14 protein-coding genes are annotated in these 17,082 nt (G+C 69.5%); 8 read left to right on the top strand and 6 right to left on the bottom strand.

The window, feature by feature from the left end; all coding sequences use genetic code 11:
- From A4W93_RS28095 to A4W93_RS28055, 7 genes are all read left to right on the top strand, one after another.
- Positions 1-1,080: an ABC transporter ATP-binding protein gene (locus A4W93_RS28095; RefSeq protein WP_085753749.1), complete on the top strand. Its 1,080-nt coding sequence runs from the start codon at positions 1-3 to the stop codon at positions 1,078-1,080.
- Complete coding sequence (locus tag A4W93_RS28090; RefSeq protein WP_085753748.1) at positions 1,077-1,961, top strand: carbohydrate ABC transporter permease; 885 nt, start codon at positions 1,077-1,079, stop codon at positions 1,959-1,961. The genes A4W93_RS28095 and A4W93_RS28090 overlap by 4 nt, the downstream gene beginning before the upstream one ends.
- Positions 1,954-2,763, top strand: coding sequence for a carbohydrate ABC transporter permease (locus A4W93_RS28085; protein ID WP_085753747.1), 810 nt, complete (start codon positions 1,954-1,956; stop codon positions 2,761-2,763). Before A4W93_RS28090 ends, A4W93_RS28085 begins: the two co-directional genes overlap by 8 nt.
- Before the next feature lie 19 nt (positions 2,764-2,782).
- Positions 2,783-3,091, top strand: a complete 309-nt coding sequence (locus A4W93_RS28080) for a DUF2160 domain-containing protein (RefSeq protein WP_085753746.1) — start codon at positions 2,783-2,785, stop codon at positions 3,089-3,091.
- An 83-nt stretch (positions 3,092-3,174) separates the two neighbouring features.
- Positions 3,175-4,920, top strand: coding sequence for an ABC transporter substrate-binding protein (locus tag A4W93_RS28075; protein WP_085753745.1), 1,746 nt, complete (start codon positions 3,175-3,177; stop codon positions 4,918-4,920).
- A 257-nt stretch (positions 4,921-5,177) separates the two neighbouring features.
- Entirely contained in the window at positions 5,178-7,700 is a 2,523-nt protein-coding gene (locus A4W93_RS30255; protein WP_179951339.1) for a fibronectin type III domain-containing protein, read from the top strand.
- 129 nt (positions 7,701-7,829) lie between these two features.
- Positions 7,830-8,159, top strand: coding sequence for a four-helix bundle copper-binding protein (locus tag A4W93_RS28055; RefSeq protein WP_085753744.1), 330 nt, complete (start codon positions 7,830-7,832; stop codon positions 8,157-8,159).
- Between the two features lie 95 nt (positions 8,160-8,254).
- Here A4W93_RS28055 and A4W93_RS28050 read toward each other — a convergent pair whose 3' ends face one another.
- The 6 genes from A4W93_RS28050 to A4W93_RS28025 all read right to left on the bottom strand — a co-directional run bounded on the left by A4W93_RS28050 (position 8,255) and on the right by A4W93_RS28025 (position 15,110).
- Positions 8,255-9,283, bottom strand: a complete 1,029-nt coding sequence (locus A4W93_RS28050; protein ID WP_157782243.1) for a porin — start codon at positions 9,281-9,283, stop codon at positions 8,255-8,257.
- 184 nt (positions 9,284-9,467) lie between these two features.
- Entirely contained in the window at positions 9,468-10,712 is a 1,245-nt protein-coding gene (gene glcF / locus A4W93_RS28045; protein WP_085753742.1) for a glycolate oxidase subunit GlcF, read from the bottom strand.
- Positions 10,713-10,715: 3 nt separating this feature from the next.
- Positions 10,716-11,822 (bottom strand): glycolate oxidase subunit GlcE, encoded by a 1,107-nt coding sequence (gene glcE / locus A4W93_RS28040; protein ID WP_407081721.1) that lies wholly within the window; start codon positions 11,820-11,822, stop codon positions 10,716-10,718.
- Positions 11,819-13,300, bottom strand: a complete 1,482-nt coding sequence (locus tag A4W93_RS28035; protein WP_085753741.1) for an FAD-linked oxidase C-terminal domain-containing protein — start codon at positions 13,298-13,300, stop codon at positions 11,819-11,821. Before A4W93_RS28035 ends, glcE begins: the two co-directional genes overlap by 4 nt.
- Complete coding sequence (locus A4W93_RS28030) at positions 13,297-14,520, bottom strand: FIST signal transduction protein (RefSeq protein ID WP_085753740.1); 1,224 nt, start codon at positions 14,518-14,520, stop codon at positions 13,297-13,299. The genes A4W93_RS28035 and A4W93_RS28030 overlap by 4 nt, the downstream gene beginning before the upstream one ends.
- A 2-nt stretch (positions 14,521-14,522) precedes the next feature.
- Positions 14,523-15,110, bottom strand: a complete 588-nt coding sequence (locus tag A4W93_RS28025; protein WP_085753739.1) for a PhaM family polyhydroxyalkanoate granule multifunctional regulatory protein — start codon at positions 15,108-15,110, stop codon at positions 14,523-14,525.
- A 188-nt stretch (positions 15,111-15,298) separates the two neighbouring features.
- Between A4W93_RS28025 and A4W93_RS28020 the strand changes: the two genes are divergently transcribed.
- Positions 15,299-17,077 (top strand): S8 family peptidase, encoded by a 1,779-nt coding sequence (locus tag A4W93_RS28020; protein WP_085753738.1) that lies wholly within the window; start codon positions 15,299-15,301, stop codon positions 17,075-17,077.
- Positions 17,078-17,082: the final 5 nt, after the last annotated feature.

The following is a 17,082-nucleotide window of genomic DNA, read 5'->3' as shown; positions in this document are numbered from 1 at the left end:
ATGGCCCGCATCGACCTCGATCTCGCCCACGCGTACCGCCCGAACCCGCAGCGGGACGAGGACTACGCGCTGCTGCCGCTGAAGATGACCTTCCGCGACGGCGGTGCCTACGCCCTGCTCGGCCCCTCCGGCTGCGGCAAGACCACGCTGCTCAACATCATCTCGGGCCTCGTGACGCCGTCGCAGGGCACCGTGTCGTTCGACGGCGCCGATGTGACGGGCAAGACGCCGCAGCAGCGCAACATCGCGCAGGTGTTCCAGTTCCCGGTCATCTACGACACGATGACCGTGGCGGAGAACCTTGCGTTCCCGCTGCGCAACCGCGGTGTCGCGCCCGAACGCATCCGCCAGCGGGTGGGGAAGATCGCCGAGATGCTCGAGATGAGCGGCCAGCTCGACCGCCGCGCCTCGGGCCTCGCCGCCGACGCGAAGCAGAAGATCTCGCTCGGCCGCGGCCTCGTGCGCGAGGACGTGTCGGCCGTGCTGTTCGACGAGCCGCTGACCGTGATCGACCCGCACCTGAAGTGGCAGCTGCGGCGCAAGCTCAAGCAGATCCACCATGAGCTCAAGCTCACGCTCGTCTACGTGACCCACGACCAGGTCGAGGCGCTCACCTTCGCCGAGGAGGTGGTGGTGATGACCCGCGGCCGCGCGGTGCAGGTGGGTTCGGCCGACGCGCTCTTCGAGCGGCCCGCGCACACCTTCGTGGGCCACTTCATCGGCTCGCCCGGCATGAACTTCCTGCCGGCGCGCTGGGCGGGCGGGCTCGAGGTGGCCGGACGGCCACTCGCCGGCCCCGCGCCTGCGGCGCTCGCTTCGGCGGGCGAGTTCAAGCTGGGCGTGCGGCCCGAGTACGTGACCGTCACCACGCCCGACGCCCCGGGCGCGTTGCCCGCGGTCGTGTCGATGGTGCAGGACGTGGGCACCTACTGGCTCGTGACCGCGAAGGCGGGCGAGGTGGTGCTGCGCGCGCGCCTCGGCCCCGATGCCGACCCGCCGAAGGTGGGCGACACCGCCTGGCTCGGCGTGCTGGGCACCCACACCTGTTTCTACAACCGCAACGAGGAGCTGATCGCATGAAGCCGGTCAACCAGAAAGCCTGGCTGCTGGTGCTGCCCGTGGTGCTGTGCGTGGCGTTCTCGGCGGTGCTGCCGCTGATGACCGTCGTCAACTACTCCGTGCAGGACATCATCTCGCCCGAACGCCGCGTGTTCGTCGGCACCGAATGGTTCGCCGCCGTGATGCGCGACGAAGAACTTCACGGCGCGCTGCTGCGCCAGATCGGTTTCTCGCTCGCGGTGCTGGCCGTCGAGATCCCGCTCGGCATCGCGCTCGCGCTGTCGATGCCGGCCACCGGCTGGCGTTCGTCGGCGGTGCTCGTGATCGTCGCCATCTCGCTGCTGATTCCATGGAACGTGGTGGGCACCATCTGGCAGATCTACGGCCGCACCGACATCGGCCTGATGGGCGCGGCGCTCGCGAAGCTGGGCCTCGACTACAACTACACCGGCTCGGCCGCCGACGCGTGGCTCACGGTGCTGGTGATGGACGTGTGGCACTGGACGCCGCTCGTCGCGCTGCTGTGTTTCGCCGGACTGCAGGCCATCCCCGACGCCTACTACCAGGCCGCCCGCATCGACGGTGCGAGCAAGTTCGCGGTGTTCCGTTTCATCCAGCTGCCCAAGCTGCGCGGCGTGCTGATGATCGCGGTGCTGCTCCGGTTCATGGACAGCTTCATGATCTACACCGAGCCGTTCGTGCTCACCGGCGGCGGGCCCGGCAACGCCACCACGTTCCTGTCGCAGTACCTGACGCAGAAGGCCGTGGGCCAGTTCGACCTCGGGCCGGCGGCGGCGTTTTCACTCATCTACTTCCTGATCATCCTGCTGCTGTGTTTCATCCTCTACAACTGGATGCAGCGCGTTGGCACGGCGTCGGACGCGGAGGTGCAGCATGGATAAGCGGTTCCGCAAGCGCGTGTTCTTCCTCGCGCTGTACCTGGTGTTCGCGATCCTGCCGGTGTACTGGATGGTGAACATGTCGTTCAAGACGAACGAGGAGATCCTCTCCACGTTCAGCCTGTGGCCGAACGACTTCACGCTGCAGCACTACCGCACGATCTTCACCGACGAGAGCTGGTACTCGGGCTACATCAACTCGCTGATCTACGTGGGCATCAACACGGTGATCTCGCTGCTGGTGGCGCTGCCCGCGGCCTATGCGTTCTCGCGCTACAGCTTCCTCGGCGACAAGCACGTGTTCTTCTGGCTGCTGACGAACCGCATGACCCCGCCCGCGGTGTTCCTGCTGCCGTTCTTCCAGCTCTACACCACGCTCGGCATGATGGACACGCACATCGCGGTGGCGCTCGCCCACCTGCTGTTCAACGTGCCGCTGGCCGTGTGGATCCTCGAAGGCTTCATGAGCGGCGTGCCGCGCGAGATCGACGAGACGGCGTACATCGACGGCTACTCGTTCCCTCGATTCTTCCTCACCATCTTCATCCCGCTGATCAAGGCCGGCGTGGGCGTGGCCGCGTTCTTCTGCTTCATGTTCAGCTGGGTCGAACTGCTGATGGCGCGCACGCTCACGAGCGTGAACGCCAAGCCCATCGTGGCCACGATGACCCGCACCGTGTCGGCCTCCGGCATGGACTGGGGCGTGCTCGCCGCGGCCGGGGTGCTGACCATCGTGCCGGGCGCGGTGGTGATCTGGTTCGTTCGGCACTACATCGCGAAGGGGTTCGCGATGGGCCGCGTCTGACACAACGGGAGTCCGAGACATGTTCGAGTGGATGGCGTGGACCCTGCCGGTGGCGGTGTTCTTCACCTGCATCGTGCTGATGCTGGTGGGCATGACGGTGTGGGAGATCAAGTCGCCCACGACGCTGCGCAAGGGGTGGCTGCCGATGGCCACCACGCGCGGCGACCGGCTGTTCATCGGCCTGCTGCTCGCGGCCTACGTGAACCTCGTGTTCGTGGGCCTCGGCGAAAAGATGGTGGGCTGGTTCGGGCTCGAGCAGGAGCCGTCGGTGTGGATCAGCTTCGTCGTGTCGATGGCGCTGCTGGCGCTGGTGATGCGCAAAGGTTAGTTCGTTTCCTTGAAAAGGCACCCGGTCAACCCTTCCCAGCCGCGTGCCAGCTCGATCCATGGGAAGTCCTGAGGAGAGATGAGATGAAACTGCGCTTGAACGGGGTGGCCCGCGCCGCCGCCATCACGGCGGCCCTGCTGGCCGTCGGCCAGACGTCCTGGGCCGGCGAGGCCGAGGCCAAGAAGTGGATCGACAGTGAGTTCCAGCCGTCCACGCTGTCCAAGGAGAAGCAGGCGGACGAGATGAAGTGGTTCATCGAAGCCGCGAAGAAGCTCCAGGCCAAGGGCGTGAAGGAGATCTCGGTGGTGTCCGAGACCATCACCACGCACGAGTACGAGTCGAAGACGCTCGCGAAGGCGTTCGAGGAAATCACCGGCATCAAGGTCAAGCACGACCTGATCCAGGAAGGTGACGTCGTTGAAAAGCTCCAGACCTCGATGCAGTCCGGCAAGAGCATCTACGACGGGTGGATCTCCGACTCCGACCTGATCGGCACGCACTACCGGTACGGCAAGATCATGAACCTCACCGACTACATGACCGGTGCGGGCAAGGAGTTCACCAACCCGGGCATCGACATCGAGGACTTCATCGGCCGCAGCTTCACCACGGCGCCCGACAAGAAGATGTACCAGCTGCCCGACCAGCAGTTCGCCAACCTCTACTGGTTCCGCGCCGACCTGTTCGCCCGCAAGGACCTGAAGGACAAGTTCAAGGCCAAGTACGGCTACGACCTGGGCGTGCCGCTCAACTGGAGCGCCTACGAGGACATCGCCGAGTTCTTCACCAACGACGTGAAGACCATCGACGGCAAGCCCATCTACGGCCACATGGACTACGGCAAGAAGGACCCGTCGCTCGGCTGGCGCTTCACCGACGCGTGGCTGTCGATGGCCGGCACCGCCGACGTGGGCATCCCGAACGGCCTGCCGGTGGACGAATGGGGCATCCGCGTCGCCGACGACAAGTGCACGCCGGTCGGGGCCTCGGTTTCGCGCGGTGGCGCCACCAACTCGCCTGCCGCGGTGTACGCACTCACCAAGTACGTCGACTGGATGAAGAAGTACGCCCCGAAGGAAGCCACGGGCATGACCTTCGGCGAGTCCGGCCCGGTGCCGGCGCAGGGCCAGATCGCCCAGCAGATCTTCTGGTACACCGCCTTCACGGCCGACATGGTCAAGCCGGGCCTGCCAGTGGTGAACGCCGACGGCACGCCGAAGTGGCGCATGGCCCCCGGCCCGAACGGTCCGTACTGGAAGCAGGGCATGCAGAACGGCTACCAGGACGTGGGCTCGTGGACCTTCTTCAAGGGCCACGACGCCAACCGCACGGCCGCCGCCTGGCTCTACGCCCAGTTCGTGACCAGCAAGACCGTGTCGGCGAAGAAGTCGGTCGTCGGCCTGACCTTCATCCGCGACAGCGACATCCGCCACGACTACTTCACCAAGAACGCGGCCAAGTACGGCGGCCTGATCGAGTTCTACCGCAGCCCGGCCCGGGTGGCGTGGACCCCGACCGGCAACAACGTGCCCGACTACCCGAAGCTCGCGCAGCTCTGGTGGAAGAACGTCGCCGTGGCCGTCACGGGTGAAAAGACCCCGCAGGCCGCGATGGACAACCTCGCCGAGGAGATGGACCAGGTGATGGGCCGCCTGCAGCGCGCGGGCATGGCGCAGTGCGCGCCGAAGCTCAACGCGAAGGGCGATCCCAACAAGTGGCTGAGCGACAAGGGCGCGCCGTGGAAGAAACTGGCCAACGAGAAGCCCAAGGGCGAAACGATTGACTACGAAAAGTTGCTGGGCGCCTGGAAGGAAGGCCGCGTCCGGTGACCGTTTGGCCGGATCGGTCTTGACTCCGGCTTGACATGCTGCACCCGCGCCAGCCGGTCGTTTCCGGCGGGTTGTAGGGGCTTGTTGCCACTGCAGGGCCGCGTGATCGCCGTATCACGCGGCCCGTTTTGTATCAATCCCTTTCTTGCAAGTGCTTACCCCCCTGTTCGTGGGGGCCCGTCTAATTCGGGCTCTTCTTCAAGATGGTGGTACTGCAAGTGGTTCAACGCAACGAAATCCTGAACAAGCTGGCTGTCATGAGCGCGGTGATCGCGCTGACGGCCTGTGGTGGTGGTGGTTCCGGCGCCGAGGTGGCGACGGATGCCCCGGCCCCCGCCGACAACGCCTCGCCCTCGCCCGCTCCGGTCGCCGATTCCCAGGATCCGACCACGCCCACCAACCTGGTGGCCACGGTGGTGTCCGGCGCCCGCATCGACCTGACCTGGTCGCCCAGCAGCGATGACCAGGGGATCACCAAGTACATCGTGTCGCGCTGCACCGGTGCGGACTGCGCGGCCAAGGTCGAAGTCGCCGAAACCGAGGAAACCCGGTTCAGCGACACCGGCCTGACCCCGGGGGTCGCCTATTCGTACACCGTGACGGCCGTGGACGCATCGGGCCGCACGAGCGCCACGTCGCTCGCCGTGGCCGCCCTGCCGGCCGATGGCGACAGCGTGCTCGCCGCCGACAAGACCGCCCCGTCGACGCCGTCGGCGCTGACGGGCAAGGCCCTGTCGGCCACGCAGGTCTCGCTGTCGTGGACCGGCAGCACCGACAACGTCGCCGTGACCGGCTACCGCGTCGAGCGTTGCCTCGCCAACGCCTGCACGAGCTTCGTCCAGATCAGCACGAACACGTCGACCAGCTTCACCGCGAGCGGCCTGGCCGCGAGCACCCAGTACGCCTTCCGCATCCGTGCCGTGGATGCCGCCGGCAACGTCAGCGCGCACTCGAACGTCGTCTACGTGTCGACGCTCGCGGGCACGGCCGCCCCGGTTCCGGCCCCGGCGCCTGCGCCCACGCCGGCCCCGACCCCGGCGCCCACCCCCGCGCCCACCCCCGCGCCCACCCCCGCGCCGACGCCGGCTCCCACGCCCGCCCCGACCCCCGCGCCCACGCCGGCACCGGCCCCGACGCCCGCACCGGCGCCCGCGCCGTCCACCGGCAAGGCGGCCGACGTGTCGGTCCCCGGCGCGATCACCACGCCGTACCCGACGATCCAGAACCTCACGGTCGAATGGGCCTTCACGGGTGACGCGAACGCCAGCGGTGTCGTCAACGTGCGCTATCGTCCGCAAGGCACCAGCACCTGGACCACCGGCATGCCGCTGCGCCGCATCCAGGCCGGCAGCAGCTCGGGCTTCTCGTGGAACACCCGCCACTCCGGCAGCATCTTCGACCTGCAGCCCGCCACCACGTACGAAGTCGAGCTGTCGCTCGTCGACGCCGACGGCGGCAGCACCACGCGCACCGTGACGGCCGCCACCCGCGCCGTCCCGGCCGCGATGGCCGGCGCGCCGGTCAAGTCGGCGACGCCGTCGACGCTCGCCTCCGTGCTGTCCTCGGCCGCCGCGGGCGACGTGATCCAGCTCGCCGCCGGCAACTACAGCGCCTTCACGATGTCCCGCGACGGCGCCGCCGGCAAGCCCATCGTGATCCGCGGCACCTCGGGCGCCGTGTTCTCGGGCGAGCTGAACTTCATCGGACGCAAGTACGTGATGCTCGACGCGGTGACGGTCAACGGCGCCGTGCGCTTCGACAGCACCAGCCATTTCGCCCTGACCCGCAGCACGATCAAGACGGTGGCGTCGGTGCGTGGCGGCAGTGGTGTGGTGGCCTACGGCCGTGCCGAGAACGCCTACATCGCCGACAACGTGATCACCGGCACCACCCCGTGGACCGAGGCCGCCCTGGGCGTCAACGGCGCCAACACAGGCGAAGGCATCGAGTTCACGGGCCCGGGCCACGTGATCATGAACAACAAGGTGAGCGGCTTCCGCGACAACATCTCGCTGCTCGAGGACGACGAGGCGGTGGACCAGTACAGCATCGACATCCTGAACAACGACCTGTCGATCGCGGCGGACGATGCGGTGGAGGCCGACTTCTGCGCCCACAACTGCCGCATCATGCGCAACCGCATCACGAACGCGTTCATCGGCCTGTCGTCGCAGCCGGGCCTGGGCGGTCCGACGTACTTCATCCGCAACGTGATGTACAACATCGCCCACGTGTCGTTCAAGCTCTACCGCGGCAGCTACGGTGACGTGCTCCTGCACAACACGGTGGTCAAGGGTGGCGATGCCATCGGTGTCTACGCCGGCACCCCGGTGAACAACCTGTACAGCCGGAACAACCTGTTCATCGGCGGCCCGGGTGGTTCGTACGGCGGCTACAACAACGGCACGGGCAAGGCCCTGCAGATCGCCGACCTGGTGACCAGCAACGCGAACATGAACTACGACGCCATCGGCACCACCGTGGGTTCGTTCACCGGCCGCTTCGGCGCCACCGCGTTCAGCGACTTCACGCAGTTCCGCAACCTGACCACCGAGAAGAACTTCACCCAGGTGAGCCTCGCGGTGTTCAACAGCACGGTGGCCGTGCCGTCCAACGCGATGAGCACCTACGCGGCACCGGATCTGCGCCTCAAGGCCGGCTCGGCCGCCGAGAACGCGGGTGTCGTGATCCCGGGCATCAACAGCGGCTACTCGGGCAGCGCCCCGGACGTGGGCGCCTACGAAGTGGGTGCGCCGCTGCCGGTGGTGGGCCCGCGCTGATCGACACCCTGTTCACACGCCGACAGCAAAGCGGCCCGGGCAACCGGGCCGCTTTTTTTCGTCTGCGCACGCCGATTGCCCGACGACCCGTACCGGGATCCGCCGGCAAAAGGGAAAAGGAGATTCGCCATGTCCCGTGAAACCCACCAGGCGTGCCTCGAGGCCTGCAACGCCTGCGCCACCGCTTGCCACCATTGCGCGGCGGCCTGCCTCGGGGAGTCCGACGTGAAGATGATGGCGGGCTGCATCGCCCTCGACATGGACTGCGCCGCGCTGTGCCAGACGGTGGCCGGTTTCCTGGCGCGGGGCAGCGAGTCCGCACCGGCGCTGTGCGTGGTGTGCGCCCGGGTGTGCGAGGCGTGCGGCCAGGAATGCGGTCGCCATGCGGCGGACCATTGCCAGCGATGCGCCGAGGCGTGTCGCCGCTGCGCCGAGGCCTGCCGACAGATGGCGACCTGAACGGCGAGCGGGCAAGAAAAAACGCACGACCGGTTGCCCGGGCGTGCGTTCATCGTCAACCGCGAGCCGCCAGGGCGGCTCGAGGAAAGACCAGCTTAGAACTTGTGCTTGATGCCGAAGTCGTAGCCGTTCTTTTCCAGGTTGCTGCCAGCGGCCTTGACGGCGTCGTTGCCTTCGTTGACGTAGTCAGCGTAGATCGTCGTGCGCTTCGACAGGGCGTAGTGGTAGCCCAGGCCGAATTGCTTGTCGAGCTTCGACTTCACGCCCGTGACCTTGTTCTTGTTGTCGAGCTGGCCGTACGAAGCCTTCAGCTCGCCGTTGCCGATCGGGGCGGTCAGGCCGATGATGTAGGCCTTGCGCTCGTTGTTGACGGTGGTGAGGGACGTGCCGCCACCGACGTTGCCGCCGGTTTGGGTCGGGGTGCCGACGCCGGTTTCGCCCCAGCCGTACAGGCCGATCAGCTTGACGACCTTGAAGTCCCAGGCGCCGTTGACCGTGGCCCAGTAGGCGTCGGTGTTGGCCGGGTCTTCGTAGCCGAAGCCGATGGTGATCGGGCCGCCGGTGTAGACGCCAGCGACAGACCACGGACGGTCTTCACCGGTCGATTGACGCTTGGAGCCGTCAGCTTCGGCGATCTGGGCGCCGACGGTGAAGCCACCGAACGTGCCACGGTAGTTCACCGAGTTGGCGTAGCGGTTCGTGCCGATGCCACGGCCGTTCAGGATCGTGGTGTTCTGAGCCACCGTGTCCGTGCCCCACGGGTCACCAGCGGATTGCGACAGGGCGTAAGCCGGGTTGTCCTCACGGCCCAGGTACACGTTGCCGAAGGCGGTTTGCAGGCCGACGAACGACTTGCCATCCCAGAACGTGGAGTTGGCAACGCCGGTGTCGGCGCTGAAGCGGTGTTGGAACTCGAAGAAGGCCTTCAGGCCGCCACCGAGGTCTTCCACGCCGCGGAAGCCGAGGCGGTTGGCCGAGCCGGCCAGAACTTCGCGGTTCTTGACGGTTTCAGATTGTTGACCGACGCCTTGGTCGATCTGGCCGTACATCGTGACCGACGATTGAGCGAATGCGGAACCGCTGACAGCGGCGATCGCGGCAAGTGCGAGCAGAGATTTTTTCATGGTGTGCATTCCAACTTATTTGAGGTCAATCGGCTTTCCATGATCGATGGGGCCGGAGGGCGTGTTGCAAGAGGTTGCCTCACAGCACGACAGAACGCATTGGAGCGCAGCTTGAATGCCGTGTCACGATATCGGTGCGTCACCGTTGGCGTGATGCGACACTCGGCTTGACGTCATCAGTGAGTCACGGTCCAGGCGGGGAAACCCTGAACAGGGCTTCATCGAGCGCTTCCACCCAGTGCAGCACCGGCAAATGGGTGCCTCCCTGGAGGTGGGTGATGCATCCGACGTTCGCCGACAGCAGCGCCTGCGGCCCGCTCGCCTCCAGCTGCTGAAGCTTCCGGTCGCGCAGTTTCAGTGCCAGTTCGGGCTGGAGCACCGAATAGGTGCCGGCGGAGCCGCAGCAGAGATGAGGCTCCTGCCGTGCGACGTCCACGTTAAAACCCATTTCCCGCATGTGGGCTTCGACGCCACCCCGCAGCCGCTGCCCGTGCTGCAGCGTGCAGGGCGGGTGGAACACGAAGTGGCGCAACGCCGCCTGGCGCAGCCGGGGCTTCAGTTTCGGGACCAGGTCGGGCAGCAATTCGCTCAGGTCGCGGGTCTTCGCGGCGATGCGCCGGGCCTTGTCGGCGTAGGCCGGGTCGCCGGCCAGCGCGTGGCCGTACTCCTTCACCGTGAGCCCGCACCCGGACGCGTTCATCACGATCGCCTCGACCTGGTCGATCAGGGGCCACCAGGCGTCGATGTTGCGGCGCATGTCGTCGAGCCCGCCGGCCGTGTCGCCGAGGTGCGAGCGGATGGCGCCGCAGCAGCCCGCCTTCGGCGCGACGAGCGACTGGATGCCCGCCATGTCGAGCACCCGGGCCGTGGCGCCGTGGATGTTCGGGGCCATCGCGGGCTGCACGCAGCCGGCCAGCAGCAGCACCTTGCGCGGGTGGGCGCGCGTGGGCCAGCGCCCGGCCGGCGTGGCGGCGGCGGGCACCTTGTTCCGCAGCACCTCGGGCAGCAGCGGGCGCACCGCCCGGCCCAGGCGCAGCGCGGGCCCGAACCACCGCGACGTCAGGCCTTCCTTCAGCAGCCACCGGACCGCCCGCTCGCGCGCCGGCCGGGGCACCTTCCGGTCGACCACCTGCCGGCCGATCTCCACCAGGTTCCCGTACTGCACGCCGGACGGACAGGTGGTCTCGCAGTTGCGGCAGGTCAGGCAGCGGTCGAGGTGCTGCTGGGTGCCGGCCGAAACCGGTTCGCCCTCCAGCACCTGCTTGATCAGGTAGATGCGCCCACGCGGGCCGTCGAGTTCGTCGCCCAGCAGCTGGTAGGTGGGACAGGTGGCCGTGCAGAAGCCGCAGTGCACGCAGTTGCGGACGATGGACTCGGCCTCGCGGCCTTCGGCCGTGCCCTGGAACTCGGGGGACAGGTGGATCTGCATGATCTAGAGGTCGGGGTACAGGCGCCCGGGATTGAAGATCCCGGCCGGGTCGAACGACTGTTTCATGCGCCGGTGGATGGCGGCGAGCCCGGGCGACAGCGGCGTGAACACGCCGGGCGACTTGTCCTTCGCCCGGAACAGCGTGGCGTGGCCACCCGCGGCCGCGGCCGCGCGGCGCACCTGGGCCGGCGGCGTGGCGGTGCACCACCAGCGCTGGCCGCCGTGCCATTCGATCAGCTGCTCGCCGGAGAACCCGAGCGGCGCCGCCGTCTGCGGCACGGACACCCGCCACAGCGGCACGCCCCGGTCCACCGCCAGCAGGGCCTTCGCGAAGAACTCGTCGGTCTGGTGGCGCAACCCGTCCCAGAACGGCGCACCGGCCCCCGCCTCGAGCACCTCGCCGCCCGCGTCCTTGAACAGGGCGATGGCCGCGCGCACTGCCGCCATCGCGCCGCGCAGGCGCAGCAGCAGCGTGCCGTCCCACCAGGCGCTGGCATTGAGCGGCAGCGGCCGGCCGCCCCATTCATTCAGCCGCGCGAGGGCCGTGGCCTCGTCCATCGCGAAGCGCACGGTGGCGGTGGCCGGCGCGAGCGGCAGCACCTTGAGCGAGACGTCGATCACGACGCCCAGGGTGCCGAGCGACCCGGCCAGCACCCGCGAGACGTCGTAGCCCGCCACATTCTTCATCACCTCGCCGCCGAACTGCAGGAGTTCGCCGCTGCCGTCGAGCAGCGTGGCGCCGAGCACGTGGTCGCGCACCGCGCCCATCGACGCCCGGGCCGGGCCCGACAGGCCGGCCGCGAGCATGCCGCCCACCGTGGCCTCCGGCCCGAACACCGGCGGCTCGAACGCGAGGCCCTGCCCCTTCTCGGCGAGTGTGGCTTCCAGCTCGGCCAGGCGCGTGCCCGAGGCGACGGTCACGACGAGTTCGGTGGGCTGGTAGCTCACGATGCCCGTGTGCGCACGGGTGTCGAGCACCCGGCCCGACGGGGTTTCGCCGTAGAAGGCCTTGGTGCCGCCGCCGCGCACCTCGAGGGGCGTGCGGTCCGCGTGGGCAGCGCGCACGCGGTCGACCAGGGTGGAGAGTTCGGGGGAGATCGGCACGGTCAGAAGCGGGGAATCTCGGCGAACGCCAGCAGGCCGCGGCGCACGTGCATCTTCCCGTACTCGGCGCAGCGGTTCAGCGTGGGGATGACCTTGCCGGGGTTCAGCAGGCCCTCGGGGTCGAACGCGTGCTTCAGCGCGAGCATGCGCTCCCGCTCGGCGGGGGAGAACTGCACGCACATCGACGAGAGCTTCTCCACCCCGACGCCGTGTTCGCCGGTGACCGTGCCGCCCATCGCGACGCTGGTCTCGAGGATGTCGGCGCCGAACAGCTCGCAGCGGTGCAGCTGGTCGGGGTCGTTCGCGTCGTACAGGATCAGCGGGTGCAGGTTGCCGTCGCCCGCGTGGAACACGTTGGCGCAGCGCAGCCCGTACTTCGTCTCCATGCCGGCGATGGCCTGCAGCATGTCGGCCAGGCGGTGCCGCGGGATGGTGGAGTCCATGCACATGTAGTCGGGGCTCATGCGCCCGCTGGCCGGGAACGCGTTCTTGCGGCCGCTCCAGAAGCGCAGGCGCTGGGCCTCGTCCCGGCTCACCTCGGCCCGCGTGGCGCCGGAGGTGATCATCACCTCGAGCATGCGGTCGATCTCCTCGGCCACCTCCTCGGGCGTGCCGTCGCTCTCGCACAGCAGGATGGCTGCGGCGTCGAGGTCGTAGCCGGCGTGGACGAAGTCCTCCACGGCGGCCGTCATCGGCTTGTCCATCATCTCGAGTCCGGCGGGGATGATGCCGGCGGCGATCACGTTGGCGACCGCGGCGCCGGCCTTCCGCAGGTCGTCGAAGCTCGCCATGATGCAGCGCGCCACCACCGGCCGGGGCACGAGCTTGACCGTGACCTCGGTGATCACCGCGAGCATGCCCTCGCTGCCCACCACCAGCGTGAGCAGGTCGAGGCCCGGGCAGTCGAGGGCGCCGGAGCCGAACTCGACGAGTTCGCCGTCGGCCGTGAAGCCGCGCACGCGCAGCACGTTGTGCAGTGTCAGCCCGTACTTCAGGCAGTGCACGCCGCCGGAGTTCTCGGCCACGTTGCCGCCGATGGTGCAGGCGATCTGGCTGCTGGGGTCGGGTGCGTAGTAGAGACCGTGGGGCGCGGCCGCCTCGCTGATGGCGAGGTTGCGCACGCCGCACTGCACGACGGCCGTGCGGGCCACCGGGTCCACGTCGACGATGCGGTTGAACCGCGCGAGGCTCAGCGTGACCCCGAGCGCATGGGGCAGTGCTCCGCCGCTCAGGCCGGTGCCGGCGCCGCGTGCCACGACCGGCACGCCGAGCCCGTGGCAGGCCTTGAGCACCGCGGCCACCTGGTCCTCGGTCTCGGGCAGGGCCACGGCGAGCGGCACCTGGCGGTAGGCGGTGAGGCCGTCGCACTCGTACGGCACCGTGTCCTCGCGCTGCCACAGCAGCGCGTGGGCGGGCAGCAGGGGCTCGAGCGCCGCGACCACCCGGGCCAGGTGCTGCGCGCGGTCGGCCGGGGGCGCGGTCACGCGGGCGCCCCGTTCGTGAAGACGGTCAGCACCCCCGTGTAGCCGTAGAGGTGGCGGCGGGCGATCTCGCCGGCGGCGAAGAAGCCCACGAGCGGGACGTCACCGAGCGCGTGGCGGATCAGCGCCAGTTCGGCCGACGGCGCGCCGAAGTGCGGGCCGCCGCGCCCGGTGCAGCTGACATACACCGCACCGGCGATCCCGCGCGCCGGGTGGGTGCCGCGTTCGGCTGCGTCGGCGTGCAGCGCGAGGGCCGCGGCGAGCGGCATCGTCTCGGGCTCCACCTCCTCGCGGATCTCGCTGCAGATGCGCACGAGGTCGCGGCGGGCGGCCTCCACGTCGCGGCGGCAGAACGCGAGCTGCATGCCCGCCTCGATCTCGTCGGCGACGGCCACGCCGCGCGCCTTCGGGTCGATGCCGATCAGGTGGCGCACGCGGGTGTCGGTTCCGAACTGGCCCGGTCGGGCGAGCGCGTCGTCACGCCCGTCGCTCAGGCCCACCAGGGTCTCGCGCAGCCGGGACAGCGCCTCGCGCGGCTCCGAGGCGTCGACGCCCAGGTCGCGCAGCAGCACGTCGAGCGCGGGTTCGCCGTCCAGGGCCAGCACGAGGTTGCGGTCCGACGCGGTCACGTGACGCACCGGCCCGACCGGCTGGCACCCCTGCGTCACCCGCGACACCAGGGACACGCCCGGCCCGAAGGCCACGCCGGACAAGCCCCCTTCGACCACGCGGTCGGCCACCTGCACGCTGCGGGTGCGCGACGACGGCAGCCCGCCGAAGAGGTAGCCGGTGTCCACCCGCCGGCTCATCTCGTGGATGAGTTCGCCGAGGTCGGGCGTGGACGGGTCGGCATGGACCTGCGCGGTGGCGGCGTGGAACCCGCCGAGCGGCCGGGCGCCGGAGAACACGCGGAACTGGTCGCGCGGCAGGTCGGACAGCATCAGCACGAGGGCCGGTTCGTCGATGTACTCCGCTCCATTCGCGCAGACGCCGACCCCGACCCCGCCGACCCATGAGACCCCCGGCCAGCGTTCGCCGAGTTCGGCGAGCAGTGCGGCCGCATGGGGCGCGTAGTGGTCGGTGACGTAGACCCAGCCCAGCGTGGGCGCGCCGATGTGCGTGCCGGACGGGTCCGCCCGCTGGGCGTCGATCTGGGCGGCGGCCAGGGCGAGGCCCATGCGCCAGTCGGGGTGCGTGGCGTGGGCGTGCGCGAAGAGTTTCATCGTCAGCGCTTCGGCGCCGCGCGCTTGCGCGCCGGGGCGCCGGAGGTCGTCTTGCGCGCCGCCTTGGCGGGCGCGGCCTTGGCCGGTTCGCCCACGGGCGTGCCGGCCGGTTCCTGCATCGCGGTGGTTGCGAGCTGGGTGAACTGTTTCGTGAGCGCGCCCCACCACTGCACCGGGTCGACCATGGACGCGCCGGGCTCCGGCGCGCTGGCCTTGGCCCTCGACTTCTTCTCGGGGGCCGGCGGCTCGGCGGCCGGCGCCTCGGGCGCGGGTTCCGGTGCGGGGGCGGTGGCGCGTGCGTGCAGCGAATCGCGCAGGTCACCCATCTGCACGTTCATGGTCTTGAGCGTGGACAGCGTCATGCGCTGCACCTCCAGCGCCTGGATGGTGGCGGCCAGCATGCGGGCGTTCTGCTCGAGCCAGAACTGCACGGTGCGCAGCTCGCCGATGCGTTTGTCGAGTTCCTCGGGGTTCAGCGTGGGGGCGATCCACTGGCCCATCGCGGGCATCGCCGAGCCGGCGTTCTTGACGAGGTTCTGCAGGAAGTCGAACCCCGGAACCAGGTTGGTGAAAGAGGGGGTGTCGGACATGGGGTCTCCTGCGGACGCGTGGGCTGGGGTCATCGTACCCGCCCGGTGGCGCGTCGGGCAATCGCGCTTGCCCGGATGGTGCGCGGGATGGAACTGGGGAGCGGGCAAGGCCGGATTGCCGGAGGGCGGGTCGTCCCCCAGGCTCCCCAGGCCCCTCGACGGGCCGTTCAACCCACAAGGACAACACCATGAGACAAACCTCCAGACTCCTGGCCGGCCTCGCGCTGGCCCTCGCCGCTGTCGCACCGGGCGCGACCTTCGCCGGTGGTGCCGATGCGGCCCGAGCCACCGACGACGACGGCACCGACCGCCTCATCATCCGCTACCGCCCCGGCGTGCCGGGCGCGGCGCGGTCGGCCCCGGCCGCCGAGCGCACCCGGCTGCACCGCGGCGCCGAAGCCGCGGCGGCCCGGTTCGGGCGCCGCCTGCAGTGGGTGCGTGTCGGCGCGTTCGACACCCACGTGATGCGCCTGGACGGGCGGGTCGGCCGCGACGAGGCCGTGCGGCTCTCGAACGAGATCGCCCGCAGCGACAGCAGCGTCGAGTACGCCGAACCCGACCGCATCCTCCACGCCCTCGCGACCCCCAACGACACCCAGTACGGCCAGCAGTGGCACTACTTCGAGGCCCGCGGCGGGCTCAACCTGCCCTCCGCGTGGGACAAGTCCACCGGTGCCGGCGTGGTGGTCGCGGTCATCGACACCGGCTACCGCCCGCACGCCGACCTGGCCGCCAACGTGCTGCCCGGGTACGACTTCATCAAGGACAGCGGCAACGCCAACGACGGCAATGCGCGCGACAGCAACGCGCAGGACCCGGGCGACTACGCCACGGCCGGCGCGTGCGGGTTCCTGAGCCCGATCCGCGACACCACGAGCAGCTGGCACGGCACCCACGTCGCCGGCACCATCGCGGCGGTGAGCAACAACGGCACCGGGGTGGCGGGCGTGGCGTACCGGGCCAAGGTGCTGCCGGTGCGGGTGCTGGGGCGCTGCGGCGGCTACACGTCCGACATCGCCGACGGCATCGTGTGGGCGGCCGGGGGCAGCGTCTCCGGCGTGCCGGCGAACCCCACGCCGGCGCGGGTCATCAACCTCTCGCTGGGCGGCTCGGGCGGGTGCGACACCACGTCGCAGAACGCCGTGAACCTCGCGCGTTCGCGCGGCACCGTGGTCGTGGTGGCCGCCGGCAACAGCAACGCGGACGCCTCGGGCTTCTCGCCCGCCAGCTGCAACGGCGTGATCGCCGTGGCGGCCACGAATCGCAACGGCGGGCGGGCGTCGTACTCGAACTACGGCGCGAAGGTCAGCGTGGCCGCACCGGGCGGGGACACCTCGTCGGGCGCCGCGAACGGCATCCTGTCCACGCTCAACAGCGGCACGCGCGGCCCGGGCAGCGACAGCTACGCGTACTACCAGGGCACGTCGATGGCCTCGCCGCACGTGGCGGGGGTGGTGGCGCTGATGCTGTCGCGCAACCCGGCGCTGACGCCCGACGAGGTCGCGAGCCGCCTGAAGTCGAGCGCGCGCGCGTTCCCGGCCACGTGCTCGGGCTGCGGCAGCGGGCTGGTCGACGCGAACGCCGCAGTGGACGCCGCGGGCGGCTCGACGCCGCCCGCCGGCACGCCCGACGTCGAGCCGAACAACACGGTCGCCACGGCCCAGTCGGCCCGTGAGGGCGACACGATCGCCGGGACGCTGTCGGCCACGAGCGACGTGGACGTGTTCGCCGTGCCCATCAAGGCCGGCAGCACGCTCGGCGCGAAGCTCACGCCGAACGCGGCGGCCAACTTCGACGTGGCGATCCTGAGCGCCAGCGGCACGACCCTCGCCAGCAGCTCGAACACCGGCCTCGGCGTGCTGGACGCCACGTCGTACAAGAACACCGGCACGGTCACGACCACGTACTACGTGCGCGTGAAGTACACCGGCGGGTCGGCCGGCGCCTACCAGCTGGTGATCGACTGACCGGC

Origin of the sequence: Piscinibacter gummiphilus, from assembly GCF_002116905.1 — a bacterium.
Taxonomy (GTDB): domain Bacteria; phylum Pseudomonadota; class Gammaproteobacteria; order Burkholderiales; family Burkholderiaceae_C; genus Rhizobacter; species Rhizobacter gummiphilus.
The sequence above is the reverse complement of the archived record's forward strand: the minus strand, read 5'-3'. Positions and strand labels throughout refer to the sequence as shown.